15 protein-coding genes are annotated in these 16,574 nt (G+C 53.6%); 4 read left to right on the top strand and 11 right to left on the bottom strand.

Annotated features, from left to right (window positions below):
• Positions 1 to 295: 295 nt before the first annotated feature.
• The 4 genes from GZZ87_RS16710 to GZZ87_RS16695 form a co-directional block, all read right to left on the bottom strand.
• Positions 296 to 1,408: a DEAD/DEAH box helicase gene (locus GZZ87_RS16710; RefSeq protein WP_162025421.1), complete on the bottom strand. Its 1,113-nt coding sequence runs from the start codon at positions 1,406 to 1,408 to the stop codon at positions 296 to 298.
• Positions 1,409 to 1,593: 185 nt separating this feature from the next.
• Positions 1,594 to 2,448 (bottom strand): EamA family transporter, encoded by an 855-nt coding sequence (locus GZZ87_RS16705; protein ID WP_162025422.1) that lies wholly within the window; start codon positions 2,446 to 2,448, stop codon positions 1,594 to 1,596.
• 208 nt (positions 2,449 to 2,656) lie between these two features.
• The gene (locus GZZ87_RS16700) at positions 2,657 to 3,271 is read right to left on the bottom strand and encodes a 3'-5' exonuclease (RefSeq protein WP_162025423.1); all 615 of its coding nucleotides are present in this window, start codon (positions 3,269 to 3,271) and stop codon (positions 2,657 to 2,659) included.
• Positions 3,272 to 3,328: 57 nt separating this feature from the next.
• Entirely contained in the window at positions 3,329 to 4,306 is a 978-nt protein-coding gene (locus GZZ87_RS16695; RefSeq protein ID WP_162025424.1) for an MBL fold metallo-hydrolase, read from the bottom strand.
• 197 nt (positions 4,307 to 4,503) lie between these two features.
• On the opposite strand from GZZ87_RS16695, the gene GZZ87_RS16690 reads away from it, so the two are divergent.
• On the top strand, positions 4,504 to 5,913 hold the full coding sequence (locus tag GZZ87_RS16690) for a rhomboid family intramembrane serine protease (protein WP_162025425.1): 1,410 nt from the start codon (positions 4,504 to 4,506) through the stop codon (positions 5,911 to 5,913).
• Here the strand turns inward: GZZ87_RS16690 and GZZ87_RS16685 are convergent.
• The 7 genes from GZZ87_RS16685 to GZZ87_RS16655 form a co-directional block, all read right to left on the bottom strand.
• Positions 5,910 to 6,599 (bottom strand): hypothetical protein, encoded by a 690-nt coding sequence (locus GZZ87_RS16685; protein ID WP_162025426.1) that lies wholly within the window; start codon positions 6,597 to 6,599, stop codon positions 5,910 to 5,912. The genes GZZ87_RS16690 and GZZ87_RS16685 overlap by 4 nt on opposite strands.
• 145 nt (positions 6,600 to 6,744) lie before the next feature.
• Positions 6,745 to 7,203, bottom strand: a complete 459-nt coding sequence (locus tag GZZ87_RS16680) for a RidA family protein (RefSeq protein WP_162025427.1) — start codon at positions 7,201 to 7,203, stop codon at positions 6,745 to 6,747.
• 82 nt (positions 7,204 to 7,285) lie between these two features.
• Complete coding sequence (locus tag GZZ87_RS16675) at positions 7,286 to 8,599, bottom strand: dicarboxylate/amino acid:cation symporter (RefSeq protein ID WP_162025428.1); 1,314 nt, start codon at positions 8,597 to 8,599, stop codon at positions 7,286 to 7,288.
• Between the two features lie 54 nt (positions 8,600 to 8,653).
• Complete coding sequence (gene rsmA, locus GZZ87_RS16670) at positions 8,654 to 9,487, bottom strand: 16S rRNA (adenine(1518)-N(6)/adenine(1519)-N(6))-dimethyltransferase RsmA (RefSeq protein ID WP_162025429.1); 834 nt, start codon at positions 9,485 to 9,487, stop codon at positions 8,654 to 8,656.
• Between the two features lie 42 nt (positions 9,488 to 9,529).
• Positions 9,530 to 10,327: an indole-3-glycerol phosphate synthase TrpC gene (locus GZZ87_RS16665; protein ID WP_162025430.1), complete on the bottom strand. Its 798-nt coding sequence runs from the start codon at positions 10,325 to 10,327 to the stop codon at positions 9,530 to 9,532.
• Positions 10,328 to 10,390: 63 nt separating this feature from the next.
• A complete protein-coding gene (locus GZZ87_RS16660; RefSeq protein ID WP_162025431.1) occupies positions 10,391 to 10,936 on the bottom strand; it encodes a DUF5069 domain-containing protein in 546 nt (181 codons plus the stop codon).
• Between the two features lie 6 nt (positions 10,937 to 10,942).
• The gene (locus GZZ87_RS16655; RefSeq protein WP_162025432.1) at positions 10,943 to 12,538 is read right to left on the bottom strand and encodes a CTP synthase; all 1,596 of its coding nucleotides are present in this window, start codon (positions 12,536 to 12,538) and stop codon (positions 10,943 to 10,945) included.
• Positions 12,539 to 12,898: 360 nt separating this feature from the next.
• Here GZZ87_RS16655 and GZZ87_RS16650 point away from each other — a divergent pair, with 360 nt between their 5' ends.
• Genes GZZ87_RS16650 through GZZ87_RS16640 form a run of 3 tightly spaced genes read left to right on the top strand, consistent with a single transcriptional unit; the run spans position 12,899 to position 16,456 of the window.
• On the top strand, positions 12,899 to 13,711 hold the full coding sequence (locus GZZ87_RS16650; protein WP_162025433.1) for a succinate dehydrogenase cytochrome b subunit: 813 nt from the start codon (positions 12,899 to 12,901) through the stop codon (positions 13,709 to 13,711).
• Between the two features lie 12 nt (positions 13,712 to 13,723).
• Positions 13,724 to 15,667, top strand: a complete 1,944-nt coding sequence (locus GZZ87_RS16645) for a fumarate reductase/succinate dehydrogenase flavoprotein subunit (protein ID WP_162025434.1) — start codon at positions 13,724 to 13,726, stop codon at positions 15,665 to 15,667.
• Positions 15,668 to 15,694: 27 nt separating this feature from the next.
• Complete coding sequence (locus GZZ87_RS16640) at positions 15,695 to 16,456, top strand: succinate dehydrogenase/fumarate reductase iron-sulfur subunit (protein ID WP_162025435.1); 762 nt, start codon at positions 15,695 to 15,697, stop codon at positions 16,454 to 16,456.
• Positions 16,457 to 16,574: the final 118 nt, after the last annotated feature.

The following is a 16,574-nucleotide window of genomic DNA, read 5'->3' as shown; positions in this document are numbered from 1 at the left end:
ACGAGCTCCGCCCGGATTTTTATCCATAAGTGTGTATCTTCTTCTTTTCGCGATGAAAGCGGTTCTTTTAGCTCCTTCTCTTCGCAGGGAAGGAGCTTTTTTACCACTAACTTTACACATTTACAACTTATGGATAAAGCTCAGGCTCCGCCTCGTCTTGCGGTGTGCTGGTGCTTTGTTCCGCTGACGGCAGCGTAAAACGCGCAAGCGCCGAGGCCGTCCCTCCCTAAGCTATACACATTCAGCAGGTCCGCGTAAGCCGCGGCATTTTTCGCAAATTATGATGCGAGCCCTTTTAAAGCGTGATTTCGTTCACGGAGATCTTGAGGTCGCGTTCGTAGCGGCGGATCAATTTCATTTCGTCTTCGCTGGCAAGTGAGATGGCGTGCCCACTTTCGCCCATGCGGGCGGTGCGTCCGACGCGGTGCAGGTAGTCGTTGGAGTCGGATGGCAGGTCCACATTAATGATGTGGGTAACGCCTTTGATATCTAATCCTCTGGCTGCGACATCGGAGGCGATGAGCAGTTTAATTTTTCCGCTGCGGAATTCATCAAGCGCGGTTTGGCGTTCGAATTTACTCAGGCCAGCATGCAGCACGGCGATGCGTAGGTGTCTGCGTTCTAGGTCGGCTCCGAGCTCTTCGGCGCTCTCGTTGCGATGGACAAAGGCGATGGCGCGTTCGGGACGGGCGGTTTTGATGAAATGGTGAAGGGCGCGTGCTTTGTTGTGATAGGGCGCTTCGATGAAGCTGTGCTCAATCGTGGGCACGACTTGTTGCGCCTGGGCGGCGTGCCATTGCACGTCGGTGCCGATCGATTGCGCGGTTTCGAATGCCGCGCCTTTGTCGGTGGCGGAGGTGAACACCACTTGGCGTTGGTCGCGTGGCGTGGTTTTGAGGAAGGCTTCGACGTCGCCGATGTTGTCGTCGGCGAGCATATTGTCGGCCTCGTCGATCACGATCATGTGGCATTTGTGGAGCTTGAGTTTGCGCTGAATGTTGAGCTCGAGCATGCGGCCGATGGTGCCGACGATGACGTGTGGCTTCTTCTTGAGCTTTTCTTTTTGGCGCACGACGGAGGCGTTGCCGATCAAGAGTTGGCTGCGGATGGCTGGCTCGTAGTCCTTTGCGAGCAAGAGAATACACTCGTGAATTTGGACGGCGAGCTCCTGCGTGGGTGACAGCACGGCGAGTTGCAGGTCTTTGCTGCTGGAGTCAATGCGTTCGAGCAGGGGTAGGAGGTAGGCGAGTGTTTTGCCGCTGCCGGTGGGGGCGCTGAGCCATGCGTCCTGTTGATTGCTTAAGGTCGGGTAGGCCTGCACTTGGATGTCGGAGGGCGTGGTGATGTTTTGCCGCGCCAGTGCCTCGATGCGTTTTTCAGGGAGTCCAAGTGTTTTAAATGTGTTCATGCGTGAGCGGAAAATCGGTGGTTTCGTGTGTGGAGTCAAGCGAGGTGCTGCGCGTGGAGGCTCTGTTGTGTTTTGCACGCGAAGGATCCTAGTATTGTGACACAGGCATTTCTGCCTGTGACTGATGCTACGGGACAGGCAGAAATGTCTGTTTCACTTCGTTGATGAGGCACTGAAGCGTCGCGCTACTTGCGTTGGCCGACGTAGACGGCGGTGGCGATCAGTGCGGCGCCGATGGCTAGGCGCACGAGGGTCTCGGCGTTGGTATTTTCGATTTCGCCGAAGACGAATAAGGAACTGAGCACGGCGAGTGGCACGACGGCGTTGTTGAACGCGCCGAGGGTGCCGGGGGTGCTCAGGGCTGCACCTTTGTTCCAAAGGAAGAAGCCGAGGCCGGAGGCGATGCAGCCGAGATAGAGGAGCGCCTTCCATTGATCAGTGCTGACTTCGAGGGCTGCCCAATCAGTGAAGGTGAGACTGAAGGTGAGGGCACAAAGCGTGCCGCCGATGTAGAGGAGTGCGAAGCATTGGTGGTCTTTGATCTTTGAGTGTTGGCGTTTCCAATCGCGATACGCGACTTGGCCATAGGCGAAGACGAGCCCAGCTAGTTGCATCAGAACGAAGCCGAGCCAGAAGTCGCCATCGGGTGTGCCTTTGGCTCTGATAACCGCAGCACCAACGACGGAGAGCAGGGCTGCAAAGAGGTAGCGCGGCGTCCATTGCCGTTGCCTTGCATCATGGATGAGCACGACGTAGACAGGGGTGAGCACTGTAAAAAGAGCGATGAGGTGCGAGGGGAGGTATTGAAAGGCTTTGATGTAGCACACATACATTAAACCGAATTGAACCGCACCGTAGCCTAGCAGTCTGAGCTGATCGTGCTTGCCGAGTCCTTTAGGTCGAAAGAAGGGCAGGAAGAGCAGGGTCGCGCAGCCGAGTCGCAAGGTGGCGACGAAGTAAGAGTCGACACCCGACAAGGTGCTGCCGATCAGGCCGAATGAGAAGGCCCATATAAGAGAGACGATGGCTAGGTAGAGCATGGCGACGAATAGAGCCGAATGCTGTCTCTTTGAGAAGGATAATAATCCTAGATGTTAGGTGTCAGGGGCATAGGAGCGCACTACTACGCTCTTAATCCTACTCTTAATCTTCAACATAATCAGAGCGTGGGAAAGAAGGCCTTTCGGCTCAGCTAGAGGATTAAGATCATGAATAAAATTACGATTATGACCTAGACTATGATGCTACCTATGCGGATGCGTCGCGCTCGGCGATGGCGCGGACGTAGAGCTCGCGGCTGATCCATGCATCGGTGGCTGCGTAGCGAATTTGCTTCTTATCTAACTCGGGACGTGCCCAGTTCGAGACTTGTGCGGCTTTACTAATGCGGCCTTGCATCAGCAGTCCCGCTAGGGCGCGGAGGCCTCGATTCTCATAACCGAGCTTGAGTGTGATATCGGCAACCTCGACGAAGCCGCCGGGGTTGAACTCTTCCATCTTACGCAGTTCTTTGACGTCGTCTTTGATGGCAACGCCGGTCTTTAGGATCGTTTGGGATTCTAAAATCGGCAGCACGGGCGCGAGTGTCTTGGTGCAGCTGATACGAAAGAGATAGACGCAGTCTGGAGTGCCTAGCTGTATGAGTGCGGGCGGATGGTAGTCGCCTTTTTTGAAGGTGGGGCGTGTCTCGGTGTCGAACCCTAGGATGGTCTCGTCTTTTAATTTTTCGACGGCAGCTGCCATTTCCTCTATGGTATTGAGGACTTCGATACGACCTTCCCAGAAGATCATTGGGAGCTCGTTGATTTCGGCTTTGGAAATGCTGCGTGGTTCTGGTTTAGACGATTCGTTATTTGCTGACATGTAATGGGGCTGATTCAAAATCATCAGTGGATGATTTAATGGGGATGCTTCGGCGCTTTAGGCTTCGATCACGAGGCCATCATAAGCGATGGCAATTTGTTTGGGAAAGAAAGGCTCGTTGTCTGGGTAAATTTTTTGGTTGTAGCTGCGGCTGTATTGAAGGGAGCCTTTGTTTATCTTCTCGATATCGCGATCCGTATGCGAGGGTTCGTGGTGGAAGATTACAAGCTGTTTGACTTGCGCGCGTGCGGCAAGCTCTACGGCGGTGATGTGGTTGGAGTGACCCCAGTTACGCTTTTTAGTGGTGGCTTCTTGGAAGGTGTATTGTCCGTCGAAAATGAGCACGTCGGCGTTGCGGAAAAAGTCTACAAATGGGTAGTCGGGCTCTTGTGCTTCGGGCCCATGTTCGGAGTCCGATGAGTAGACGACTGACTTGCTGTCTTGCTCGAACCGGTAGCCCCAAGAATCGCCAGGGTGCTGTTGCTTGATGGTGCTGACCGCGACATCGCCGACTTGAAAAGAGGCTCCGGACTCACGGATGTCGAACTCGATTTCGGCCTGCATCGTCTCGAAGGGCACTGGGAAGCAGGGAGCCTCCATTTGCATGCGTAGCGCTGCTTCAGTTCCCGCGTGGAAGCCGTGGAAGATGATACGATTTCCGGGGACATAGGCGGGGGTGAAAAAGGGGAAGCCTTGTATGTGATCCCAGTGTAGGTGGGAGACGAAAATGTGGTAGGTCTTCGGCGGAGTGTTTGCTGGCAGTGTGAGTGCATAATCGCGGATGCCAGTGCCCGCATCACATAGAATAACGTCTTCTGTGCCAGCATCGATCTGCACGCAGGAGGTGTTGGCTTTAAAGGTGCCCCGCATGTTGTGAGGCAGCGTATCGAGGAAGGCATCGACCTGTGTTTCGGATGTGAAATTTTCATCTCGTGCAGCCCAAAGTGCCGCTTTGACTTTGCCACGGATGGTAGCAGAGGATGCGGGAGACGGAAGGGAGCCACATGAGCCCCAAATGATTGCCTTAATACTCACAGTTATGATTTCTTGGCGACTATGGGGGTCAATGCGTTCGAGTCAAAACAAAGGGGCGGCTCTGGGTGAATCTGTGGCGATTTGGCTTATTTTTAACAGTTACTAGCCATTTATAGGGGATCTTATCGTTTTCCTGATCGGATGGGATGATTCTTCTAGCTTGCGCTCTGAAAACTATATACTAACTTCTTTAAAATATGCTTAATTGTCCCAGATGTCAGTCTAAGATGGCGCGTGCGACCAATTCCTTTGGTCAGTTTTGGCACTGCCAGGCTTGCGATGGGAGTGTGGTGACGATGTCGCTGCTGCGTAAATTTGTGCCGCGTGAGGCGTTGAACTCTGTGTGGCAGCGAGCGCGTCGCGGGGACGTGCCGTTGAAGCAGTCCTGCCCAAGTTGTTCAAATCGTATGAAAGAAGTGGCTGTTGAGACTAAGGCGGGGCGGCATTGTGAGGTAGATGTGTGCACGCATTGTCAGTCGGTCTGGCTGGATGGTGGAGAGTGGCATGATCTAGCAAATCTGAAAGTGCGCGCGCACGCACCGAGTGCTGATCTGCGCGCAGCGGTGCGCGAGCGGGTTGAGCAGAAACGGCGCGTTCGAAATGCGCCTTCTCCATTGGAGGAGCATTCGCGGTCTGAGCTGAAAGAAGAGTGCGTCTCGTCGCCTGTGCTGCCGCAGTCTAAACCGAGCCGTGCGCTTCGGGAGTTTGCGCCTCGGTCGCAGCCGGTGCGTCGCAATGTATCGGCCGTGAAGAATCGCGAATCAAAGGCACGTCCTGTGGAGTCGCATCGACGCTCGCCAAATGCTGGCGCTGAGGTCACGCGGCGTCGCGGTAGGCAGCCCCATCAGCATGTGTATGCGGAGTCAGAGCCTTCGCGCGCTTGGGGACAGGGGCCGACTGAGTTTTGGCATTGGATACCAGCGCTATTTGGTATGCCTGTTGAGGATGCTCAACCTGCGGGGCATCATAAGAATCACGAGCGACCTTTACTCACCTGGACGCTGGCGAGCGGTATTTTTCTAGTGAGTGCGCTGGCGATGCTTGATTTAGAGCCTCTCATTCAGGCGTATGGCTTGATTCCTGCGGAGTTCGGGCGTCTTGGTGGGCTGACGTGGTTGACTTCATTTTTCTTACATGTTGGGCCGCTTCATTTGCTCGGAAATCTTTATTTTCTGGTGGTCTTTGGTGATAATGTGGAGAAATGCTTTGGCGGTTTGGAGCTCTTTCTATTGATTGTGGTCGCCACGCTGTTTGGGGATTTCGTGCATATTTTATTCGACCCGAGTTCGACGATTCCTTGTGTGGGGGCGAGTGGTGGGATCTCTGGTGTGATTGCCTTTTATGCGTTGCGCTTTCCTAAGACGCAGTTGTCGATGATGTTTTGGTTCATCAAGCCCTTTTGGTTTCGTATGAGCGCGATTTGGCTATTTTTCCTTTGGGTGCTCATGCAGGTTGTCATCTCTGGTCAGCAGATTGCGGGGCTCAGCAGTATCTCTGGCGGGGCGCACCTCGGGGGCGCATTCGTTGGCTTCGTTGCTTGGCTACTTTGGCGTCTCGGCGGGGGCGAGCGCGATTGCCGTGAAGCTGCCTATCACAATTCTCTTTAGAGCCCTAGGAGCAAGATTATGCTCGTGAAAGTCAGCCACATCACTCCTAGAGAGATGAGCCGTGTCGCAATTGTAATCTGAAGTGCTGCAGCCCACTCGTGCACGTTAGTCGCCAAGCGGATCAACATGAGTAAGAGTATGGAGCTGAGGCTGACTTGAATCGGGTTAAAGGGACTGAGATCGAAGAGGAGCTGGAGCAGCGCACCGACTGTGGCAATTACGAGGCTGATTGGGAGGATGTGCTTCAGGCGGGCGCGATGCTCCCCAAGTCGAAATGTAATTTTGAGAACAATGAGTGTGATGATGGCCTCGACGAAAAAAACGATTAGCGTGCTCAGTAGCTGGTCTAACTCAGGCTCTTTAATTTGAGCGCTTGGGCTTACTTTATTGTCTTCGTGTGTCGCCGCGAAGTCTTGCATCATCTGAACGTAAGTTTCATCGATATCTTCACCTAGAAGTGGCCGATTTTGAGAGCTTTCGGTGATGGTGAGTCGCTCACGCATCACGGGCAGATCCAGTGTGCCTTCGGAGAAGGGCGACACCTCCCTTGGTGCGGTGCTGCTCGTTAGGTCGAGTTCAGTGGCGGATTCGCCTGTCATTGTGTTGAGAGTCGTCTCGTTGGTTTGAGCATTCACCTGTTGTAGCAGGCCGAGCAGTGCGATAATCGCGAAGGAGAGGACTTTCATAGTGACAGTAAACAATTTAGGGGTGCAGCGTGGGGTATGGGCGTATCGAAGTTACTCCATGGGTTGAGGTCAACCTCGTAGGATGTCAGTCTGGTTTTTCCCGCCTTGCGGATTCCTGGCGGTTTAAAACTAAAATACTGAATGCTTATGCCACTTCGAAGATCGCTTGAATCTCGACGGTCGTGTCGAGTGGCAGGCCAGTCACTGCGACGGCTGCACGTGTGTGGCGGCCGCGGTCGCCGAGGATTTCGACCATAGTGTCGGATGCACCGTTGATCACGGCTGGACTGTCGGCGAAACTTGGCACGCCGTTGACGAAGCCGTTGAGTTGCACGACGCGGGAGACCTTATCTAGGTCGCCGAGGTGCCCTTTGGCGACTGCCAACAGATTGAGTGCACAGACGCGTGCGGCGGCTTGGCCGTAAGCGATGTCGCGGGTCTCTCCGATCTTGCCAGTGTGTGTCATCTGTCCGTTGACGAGGCAGATTGCGCCAGAAATGTAGAGGAGGTTACCGACTTGCATGCAGGCGACGTAGTTGCCCGCTGGTGCAGGTGCGATCGGTAGTTCGATGCCGAGTTCGGCGAGGCGTTGGTCAGTAGTCATGGGAGGGAGAAAAGCTGAAAAATGGAAAACCTGAAAGTCTGAAATGCAGAAGCGCTCGGGGAATTTTCAGAATTTCCGTATTTCAGCTTTCAGTATTTCCCTCATACGGGCTTTCACCTTCGCTGCGGGCGATAGCGACGGCGCCGACTGTGTCGCTAAACACATTCACCGAGGTGCGGCACATGTCGAGAATGCGGTCGGTGAGCCATACCACGCCGATGGCTTCGACCGGGAGGCCGACTGCCGGAAGGATGACGGCGATGGCGACGAGGCTGGCGGCGGGGATGCCGGCGACGCCGATACTGGTGGTGAGGGCTAGGAAGACGACGAGTAGCTGATCGCCGAGTCCGAGCGCGACTTGCCCGGTTGATGCGTAAAGCTGTGCGATGAAGAGCACGACGACGCATTCGTAGAGGGCGGTGCCATCCATATTGACAGTCGCACCGAGTGGTAGCGTGAAGGAGCAGGTCTTTTTAGAAACACCCGCACGTTCTTCGACTGTCTCGATCGTTAGTGGTAAGGTCGCAGATGAGCTGGCCGTGGAAAATGCGGTGAGCAGCACAGGAATCATCTCCTTATAGTGAGTGATGGGGTTGATCTTGCCGATGAACTTGAGCACGAGCGCGAGGTTGATCGCGAAGTGGATCGCGAGGGCCAGTAGGACGGTAACGAAAAACCATGCGAGTGTGCCGAAAAGGTCACCGAGGTTGGTTTCAAAAATGACTGGCACCACGAGGCCAAACACGCCGATCGGTGCGAAGCGGATGATGAAGTCGGTTAACTTTAGCATCACTTCCTGAGTGCTTTCCCAAAACTTTAGCTGTGTCTCGCGTTGCTCCTTCGGCAGCTTGCCGATGAAGGCACCGAAGAGTATGGAAAAGGTGATGACGCCGAGGAGTTGTCCATTGTTGCTGGCTGCATCGACGATGTTGGACGGAAACATGCGTAGGAAGATGTCGAACATGTCGCTGGAGCTGCGGCCTTCCACTTTTGCCATGAGGCCTTGGTTGATGGATGTCTCTGCTCCAGTGCCAAGCATCGCGGTGGCTGTTTCTGCATCGACGTTGCCGGGTTGGATCAGATTGACTACGATCACTCCGACAATCACGGCGGCGGCTCCGCTGCAGGTATAGTAGAGAAACGTTTTGAAGCCCATTCGGCCGACACCTTTCTCGGCTCCGAGGTGCATGATGCCACTGATGATCGAAGCCACTATCAGCGGAACGATCACCATTTTAAGCGCGTTCATGAAGAGCTTGCCTATGAATTGGCTGAAGGTGAGAGCCCCGACGCTGAAGCCTTCGCCCGAATGAGGCAGGATGAGTGCACCGAAGAGCCCTGCTAATATCAGTGAGAGTAATATCTGCCAGTGCAGTTTCCAGCGAATGGGGTTCATGGTTTTAGGAAAGCTGAAATTATGAAACGCGGAAAGACTGAAATGGTATTTGGCTTAGGGAAGTAATCTGGCTAGTTTTTGCCAGTGCTCGATTGGTAGCTCTTCGGGGCGCACTGTCGGTTTGACGCCGGCTGCGACGATGGAATCAAACCACTGTGCTGCTTCGGGTTGTGGGTCGCGTCGGCAGAGGGCGCCGAGTTGTTTGCGGCGTTGGGTGAAAATGCGGCGAATGCACTCACGCGCAGGGGCGGAGAAGTGCACGGCGTCTTCGCGCAGGTCGAGCCGTAGAAGTGCTGAGTCGACTTTTGGAGCAGGATGGAAGCATTGCGCTGAGACGAGATGCTTGCTGTGTGCGGTATAGACCGATTGCAGGAAAATAGAGATCGCTCCAAATGCTTTGCTGCCGTGGCTGGCGACGTAGCGATCCGCGGCTTCTTTCTGCAGCATGAGCACCATGCGTTGTGGCAGTGGCCCGGAGATAATGGCCTCCATCCATGGTGTGGAGACGGCGTAGGGGAGGTTGGCGACGATCTTAAAGCCTGCTTCGGCTTGTTCGATTGGAAGCTCTGCGCGTGGGTAGTCGAGGCAGTCGCCTTCGATCAGATGTAAGTTCGGCTGCTCGGGTAGCACATTGGTGCGGATGTGTTCGGCCAGTGTGCTGTCGCGCTCGACTGCCCAAACGGTGGCGCCGCTGCTTAGAATCGCACGTGTCAGCGTGCCGAGCCCTGGACCGACTTCGACGACGTGGCTGCTCTCGTCGATATCAGCCATTTCGATGGACTTGCGCACAATGTTGCCGTCCACGAGGAAGTTCTGTCCCAGCTTTTTGTTAGGGAAGTGCTCCAGTTGATTGAGGAGCTCGCGGGTGGCTGTGGGGCTTAGTGGCACTGGGAGAATTAGGAATTAGGAATTAGGAATCAGGAATTCTAACTATGCGTTATGGAAGGCTTCCATCAGTTCTTCGGTGTCTTCGGAGCGCATGAGTGCTTCGCCGACGAGAATGGCATCGGCGCCGCAGGCGCTGGCCCGTTCGGCGTCTTCGATGTCGAAGATCCCGCTTTCGCTGACTTTGATAATGTCGTCCGGGATTTGCGGTATCAGTAGTTCGGATACCGCTAGGTCGGTCTTGAAGCGCTTGAGGTCGCGGTTATTCACTCCGACAATTTTCGGGTCGAATTTGAGGGCTTTTTCCAGCTCGCGTTCTTCGTGAATCTCGTAGAGCGCGTCGAGGCCGGCAAGGCCCGCTGCGTCGCGTAGGGCTTTGATCTCGTCGTCTGCCAAGGCGCGAACGATGATCAAGATGCAGCGTGCGCCACCTTCGGCTGCTTCAACGACTTGCACAGGGTGCACCATGAAGTCTTTACGTAGGCACGGTGTTCTACGTTCATGCTGTTCGAGGAATTCGACGACGTCCCAAAGGTCTTGGAGGCTGCCACCAAAGTAATCGGTGTCGGTGAGGATGGAGAGGCAGTCTGCGTCGGCGTTGATATATTTACGTGCTTGATCAACGGCATCGAGGCTGGCTTCGACGATTTCGCCAGCGGACGGGGACTTGCGCTTGATCTCGGCGATCACTGAGAGGCGATCGTTGCGGGCGAGGGCTTTGAGGAAGCTGCCGCCTTGACGCTGCATGTCCGCGAGGCGCGAGAGTTCGGAATCGCGCACGGGGCGAATCTGGTTGCGCAGGGCGTGCCGCTTGGCGGCCATGATTTCGGCTAATTTATCCATAAGAAAAAAGGTCTGCCGTATCAATTGGGCAGACCTTTAGAAATTACATGTATGTCAGGAAGATCAAGACGCAGTTTCGGACTTTGTTGCTGCGCGGCGTGCTTCGACCCAGTCGAAGAGTTTTTCAGGCTCGTCTTCGTAGGCCCAGACGGCTCTTAGGAATTCGGCTGGATGGATGTTGTTTGGCTTGAAAAAGGCTCGGTCGCCGCCGCAGCCATACATGGTCTCTGGTGGGAGCTCGCCGCGTAGTTTTGCCAGTGCCTTGGGCATAATACGTGGTAACCACACGATGCCACGGGCTTCGCTGTCTCTGGCTGGCAGAGCGTCGCGATCCATCACTTTGTCAGATGGAATGCCTTTTTGACTGTTTAGGAAGTAGTCGCGTCGCGCGTCGGAAACCAGAAGGAAGGTAGTGAAGTCTATTTCTGCGCCGTCGAGATGGTCTTCGACGGGGTCGTAGACGTCCATTGGGTTGAGGCCAATGGATGCTAACTCTGCGAGTGTTGCAGCGTCAAAGAAGGTGTTTGGCTTGCGGTTGCCGCTCTGATACTGGGCGATTGCAATATCCCAAATTGCTTTGAGGCGTGTGGAGTAGTTGTGATGTTCCATACTAGACTACTTCTTATATTTCAGTGTGGCGGCGATGAAGTTGGCAAAGAGCGGGTGTGCTGCGTTTGGCTTCGACTTGAATTCCGGGTGGAATTGCACGCCAACATACCAAGGATGCTCCGCGATCTCGACGATCTCGACGAGGTCGCGCTCGGGGTTCACCCCAGCCACGCGTAGGCCTGCGTCTTCGAGTTGCTTGCGGTAGTCGTTATTGAACTCGAAGCGGTGACGGTGGCGTTCGTCGATCAATTCGGTGCCATAGGCGTCGAAACTGAAGCTGTCTTTCGAAAGTTTACAAGGGCAAGCGCCCAAGCGCATGTTACCGCCTTTGGTGGTCAGGTCTTTTTGATCTTCCATGATCGTGATGACCGGATGTGGTGTCTCAGGGTTGAACTCACTGCTGTTTGCGTTTTCAAGGCCTGCGACGTTGCGCGCATATTCGATAACCGCGATTTGCATGCCCAGGCAGAGGCCAAAGTAAGGGATGTTATTTTCGCGAGCAAATTGTGCGGCTGCGATTTTACCTTCAGTGCCACGGTCGCCGAAGCCGCCGGGAATGAGGATGCCATCGAGGTTGCCGAGGTAACGCTTTGGATCTTTTTCGATTTCCTCTGCATCTAGGCGGACGATACGCACAGAGGCGTCATTTGCGATGCCTGCGTGGATGATGGATTCGTAAACGGATTTGTAAGCGTCCTGCAGTTCGATGTATTTACCGACCACGCCGATTTCGACCTTGTGGCTAGGAGCCTTGAGGCGGCGCACCACGTCGTGCCACACTTTCATGTCGCAGTCGGGCGCATCGAGTTGGAGGTGATCAATGACGAGGTCGTCAACATTCTCGGCTTTGAGTGCGAGTGGTAGCTCATAGATCGATGTTTCGACGTCGCGCTCTTCGATGACTGCTTTGACCGGCACATTACAGAATAGGGAGAGCTTCTGGCGCATCTCACTGGTCATTGGCTCTTCGGTGCGGCAGACGAGGATGTCGCACTGGATGCCGATTTCGCGGAGTTTCGCGACGCTTTGTTGGCTGGGCTTGGTCTTGAGCTCGCCTGCTGCCTTTAGATAAGGAAGCAGCGTGCAGTGTAGGAAGAGCACGTCTTGGCGGCCGACTTCGAGCGCGAATTGACGCATGGCTTCGAGGAAGGGGAGGCCTTCGATGTCGCCGATCGTGCCACCGAGTTCGGTGATGAGCACGTCGACGTCTTCGGCTCCACCGTCGTAGATGCGCTGCTTAATTTCATTGGTGACGTGTGGGATCACCTGAACAGTCGCGCCGAGGTAGTCGCCGCGGCGTTCCTTCTTAATGACGCGTTCGTAGACTTGGCCGGAAGTCAGATTGTTGAGCTTGCCGAGCTTGCCGGATGTGAAGCGCTCGTAGTGGCCAAGGTCGAGATCTGTTTCGGCTCCGTCGTCGAGCACATACACTTCGCCATGCTGGAAGGGGCTCATTGTGCCTGGGTCGACGTTTAAATAAGGGTCGAACTTCTGGATGCGCACTTTGAGGCCGCGTTGTTCGAGGAGGGCGCCAAGAGCGCCTGCGGTGAGCCCTTTGCCGAGCGAGGATACCACACCACCGGTGACAAAAATGTATTTCATGTTCTTAGATTTCGTCATAATAAAAAAAGTTGAAAGCGCTCGTTTTCCGAAGCGCCTTCAGGCTCGCATTCAATTGATTGTCCTTTTGGGTTGGCAACCCTTTTTGGGCGTTTCTTTAAAAGAAGTTTTTCAATAAGCTAAGCTGTTGGCGGTGTCGATTTGCATTAGATTTTGTTATTTAGGGGTGGACTTTGAGCAATTGTTCATCTTTACAGTGTGGCTGCTTCGGGGATGGTTCGGATTATCGCATTCCACCGCTTGCCTTATTAGGTTTTCTTATATGTTGACTTTGGTTGGGTAGTGGTTTGAAAAAAACGACCTATCCCTTAGCTCTCTCTCATTTAATACGTCTAGAAGATTATGTGCTCACTGTGTAGCTTTCTAAAATCGACCATCGGTCGAAAAATCCTAATGGCCTTAACAGGGCTTGCTCTTGTTTTGTTTATTCTCGGTCACGTGCTCGGGAATTTGCAGATTTATCTCGGGGCTCATTATATTAATGAGTATGCATATCACCTGCATTCACTGCCAGCGGTCGTGATGTGGGGGGTGCGTCTCTCACTCCTTGGGATCATCGGAGTGCATATTTGGGCAGCAGTCTCGTTGACTCTGGATAATCGCAGAGCGCGTCCGCAAGGCTACGAAGCGAAAGCGAATGTGCAGAAGAGCTTTGCTTCCGGCGCGATGCGCTGGAGCGGTGTGGTTCTTGGCCTGTTCATTATCTTTCACATCTTTCACTTCACCGTGCGCAACGTGCCGGGCAGTGAGTATGAAGAGCAGATTGCCGATGTGGCACTCGTGAAGCATGGTCATGAGGTCTATAATGGCGCCGAGAAGGTCATGGTCTTCAATGTGAACGACATGATGGTCGCAGGCTTTCAGGTCTGGTGGGTGTCTGCTTTCTATATCGTAGCGATGGCATTGCTTAGCATTCACCTCTCACACGGTGTTAGCAGCATGTTCCAGTCTATGGGGTTGCGTAATCAACTATGGCGCAAGCGGTTGGATCGTATTGCTGTGGCATATGCGGTCGTGGTATTTCTAGGCTTTGCATCGATTCCAGCGGGAGTGTTAGCTGGTGCGTTGACTCAGTCAAATCCGGAAGGCAACGCTGCGAAGGTCTCTGCTGAGACGGTGACAGTGGATGTCGTTGAGGTAATCATTCAAAAATAGGACCGACTTATAATGAATCTTGATTCAAACATTCCTGAAGGGCCGCTTGCTGACAAGTGGTCGAACCATAAGTTTAAGATGAAGCTGGTGAATCCAGCCAATCGTCGTAAATATAACGTGATCGTGATCGGTTCTGGTCTTGCTGGTGGTGCTGCCGCGGCAAGTCTCGCTGAGCAAGGCTACAATGTCTCGTGCTTCTGCTACCAAGACAGCCCACGTCGTGCGCACAGTATCGCCGCTCAAGGTGGTATTAATGCCGCTAAGAATTATCAGAATGACGGTGATAGTATTCGCCGCTTGTTCTACGACACTGTTAAAGGTGGCGATTATCGTGCTCGTGAAGCCAATGTGTATCGCCTCGCTGAAGTCAGTAACGACATCATCGACCAATGTGTCGCTCAAGGTGTGCCATTCGCTCGTGAATACGGCGGCATGCTCGCGAATCGTTCATTCGGTGGCGCGCAGGTGTCTCGCACATTCTACGCTCGCGGCCAAACTGGACAGCAGCTTCTCCTCGGTGCATATGCCGCGTTGAGTAAGCAAATCGGTCTCGGTAAGGTGAAAATGTATAACCGCCACGAGATGCTCGATGTGGTGAAGGTTGAAGGCCACGCCAAGGGTGTGATCGTTCGTAACATGGTGACTGGCGAGGTTTCTCGTCACGCTGCAGATGCGGTTGTCATGGCGACTGGTGGTTATGGTAACGTGTTCTTCCTTTCGACTAATGCGCAGGGTTGTAATGTGACCGCAGCCTATCGCGCTCACAAGCGCGGTGCTGGTTTCGCGAATCCTTGCTACACTCAGATTCACCCAACTTGTATTCCAGTTCACGGTGAGCAGCAGTCCAAGTTGACGCTGATGTCTGAGTCGCTTCGTAATGATGGTCGTGTTTGGGCTCCGAAGTCTAAAGAGACTGCGAAGAAGATCCGTGAAGGTAAGCTCGATCCAAATTCAGTGCCTGATGAAGAGCGCGATTATTACTTGGAGCGTAAGTATCCGAGCTTTGGTAACTTGGCTCCACGCGATATTTCCTCTCGTGCAGCGAAGGAAGCCTGTGACGATGGTCGCGGTATCGCTTCCTCTGGTCTCGGTGTGTATCTCGACTTCCGTGACGCGATCAAGCGCGATGGCCAGCCTGCAATCGCTGAGCGTTATGGTAATCTCTTTGACATGTATAGCTGCATCACAGGTGCAGATCCATACAAGACGCCGATGATGATTTTCCCTGCGGTCCACTACACAATGGGTGGTCTTTGGGTGGATTATAATTTGGAAAGCTCGATCCCTGGCTTATTTGTCGGTGGTGAAGCGAATTTCTCGGACCACGGCGCGAATCGCCTCGGTGCTTCTGCGCTGATGCAAGGTTTGGCTGATGGTTACTTCGTTCTGCCTTACACCGTTGGTAACTATCTTGCTGAGCAAGGTATTGCCGTCGCAGGTAATGTGACTGCAGAACATCCTGAATTTGCCAAGGTTGAAGCCGATGTTAAAGGGCGCATTGATCAGCTATTGTCTATCAATGGCACTGAGTCTCCACGCTCCTTCCATAAGCGCCTTGGCCAAATTATGTGGGATAAGTGTGGTATGGCACGTGATAAGGCAGGCCTAACTTCTGCGATTAAGGAAATTCAAGAGCTACGTAAGGAGTTCTGGGCCAATGTTCGCGTCGTCGGTGATGCGAACTCGCTCAATCCTGAGTTAGAGCGTGCGGGTCGTGTCGCTGACTTTATGGAATTCGGCGAACTTATGTGTCGTGATGCGCTGATGCGTGAAGAGTCCTGTGGTGGTCACTTCCGTTCTGAGCACCAAACGGATGAAGGTGAAGCACTGCGTGATGACGACAAGTTCACTTTCGTCGGCGTATGGGAGTATAAGGGCGACGATGTCGATCCGACTCTACATAAAGAAGATCTCGTCTATGAGGAGGTCAAACTCGCAACCCGTAGCTACAAGTAAGCGAAACACTCAACTAAAGATAGAATTATGAAACTTACACTTAAAGTTTGGCGTCAAAAGAACAGCCAGAGCCAAGGCAAGTTTGTTGAGTATCAACTCGACGATGTTTCGGAAGGATCTTCTTTCCTTGAAATGCTTGATATCCTCTCGGAGCAACAAGTTGCGAATGGTGAAGAGCCAGTTGCATTCGACCATGACTGCCGCGAAGGTATTTGTGGTATGTGCTCGCTGACGATTAACGGCGTCCCGCACGGTCCGGAAAATGGCACAACTGCTTGTCAGTTGCACATGCGCCACTTCCATGATGGTCAAACCATCACGATCGAGCCATGGCGTGCTGCTCCATTTCCTGTTATTAAGGACTTGGTTACAGATCGCACCGCATTCGAGAAGATCATCCAGTCTGGCGGTTTCATTACTGCCCGTGCTGGAACGGCGGTTGATGCAAATGCGAGCCCGATCGCCAAAGGCATTGCGGATTACGCGATGGACGCGGCGGCATGTATCGGTTGTGGCGCCTGTGTGGCGGCTTGCCCGAATGCATCAGCGATGTTGTTCACCTCTGCGAAGGTCTCTCACATGAATAGCCTGCCGCAAGGTAAGCCCGAGAAAGATCGTCGCGTGCTGGCTATGGTTAGCACGATGGATGGCGAAGGTTTCGGCGGTTGCACCAACATCGGTGAGTGTGAAGCGGTTTGCCCGAAGAGCATCTCTCTCGACATGATTGCACAGCTAAATCGCGACTATACTGCAGCGAAGGTGAAGGATTTCTTCTACCTCGTGCCTTAGGCTTAGACTCGCAGTCTGACTGTTTATATCAAAGGCGATCGTGTGTTAACACGGTCGCCTTTTTTTGTTATTAACTAATTATCAGTGGTTTACGTTGTGCTTGTTGTCGCGGGGTCGT

Source organism: Lentimonas sp. CC4, assembly GCF_902728235.1.
Lineage (GTDB): Bacteria > Verrucomicrobiota > Verrucomicrobiia > Opitutales > Coraliomargaritaceae > Lentimonas.
Note: the sequence above shows the minus strand (reverse complement) of the source record. Positions and strands in the feature narration are given on the sequence as shown.

Excerpts from the sequence above, each read along its gene's own strand:
- GZZ87_RS16665 (WP_162025430.1), bottom strand. The coding sequence starts at position 10,327 with ATGGATAAATTAGCCGAAATCATGGCCGCCAAGCGGCACGCCCTGCGC.
- GZZ87_RS16690 (WP_162025425.1), top strand. The coding sequence starts at position 4,504 with ATGCTTAATTGTCCCAGATGTCAGTCTAAGATGGCGCGTGCGACCAAT.
- GZZ87_RS16640 (WP_162025435.1), top strand. The coding sequence starts at position 15,695 with ATGAAACTTACACTTAAAGTTTGGCGTCAAAAGAACAGCCAGAGCCAA.
- GZZ87_RS16700 (WP_162025423.1), bottom strand. The coding sequence starts at position 3,271 with ATGTCAGCAAATAACGAATCGTCTAAACCAGAACCACGCAGCATTTCC.
- GZZ87_RS16645 (WP_162025434.1), top strand. The coding sequence starts at position 13,724 with ATGAATCTTGATTCAAACATTCCTGAAGGGCCGCTTGCTGACAAGTGG.
- GZZ87_RS16650 (WP_162025433.1), top strand. The coding sequence starts at position 12,899 with ATGTGCTCACTGTGTAGCTTTCTAAAATCGACCATCGGTCGAAAAATC.
- GZZ87_RS16680 (WP_162025427.1), bottom strand. The coding sequence starts at position 7,203 with ATGACTACTGACCAACGCCTCGCCGAACTCGGCATCGAACTACCGATC.
- GZZ87_RS16655 (WP_162025432.1), bottom strand. The coding sequence starts at position 12,538 with ATGAAATACATTTTTGTCACCGGTGGTGTGGTATCCTCGCTCGGCAAA.
- GZZ87_RS16660 (WP_162025431.1), bottom strand. The coding sequence starts at position 10,936 with ATGGAACATCACAACTACTCCACACGCCTCAAAGCAATTTGGGATATT.
- GZZ87_RS16675 (WP_162025428.1), bottom strand. The coding sequence starts at position 8,599 with ATGAACCCCATTCGCTGGAAACTGCACTGGCAGATATTACTCTCACTG.
- GZZ87_RS16685 (WP_162025426.1), bottom strand. The coding sequence starts at position 6,599 with ATGAAAGTCCTCTCCTTCGCGATTATCGCACTGCTCGGCCTGCTACAA.
- GZZ87_RS16705 (WP_162025422.1), bottom strand. The coding sequence starts at position 2,448 with ATGCTCTACCTAGCCATCGTCTCTCTTATATGGGCCTTCTCATTCGGC.
- GZZ87_RS16710 (WP_162025421.1), bottom strand. The coding sequence starts at position 1,408 with ATGAACACATTTAAAACACTTGGACTCCCTGAAAAACGCATCGAGGCA.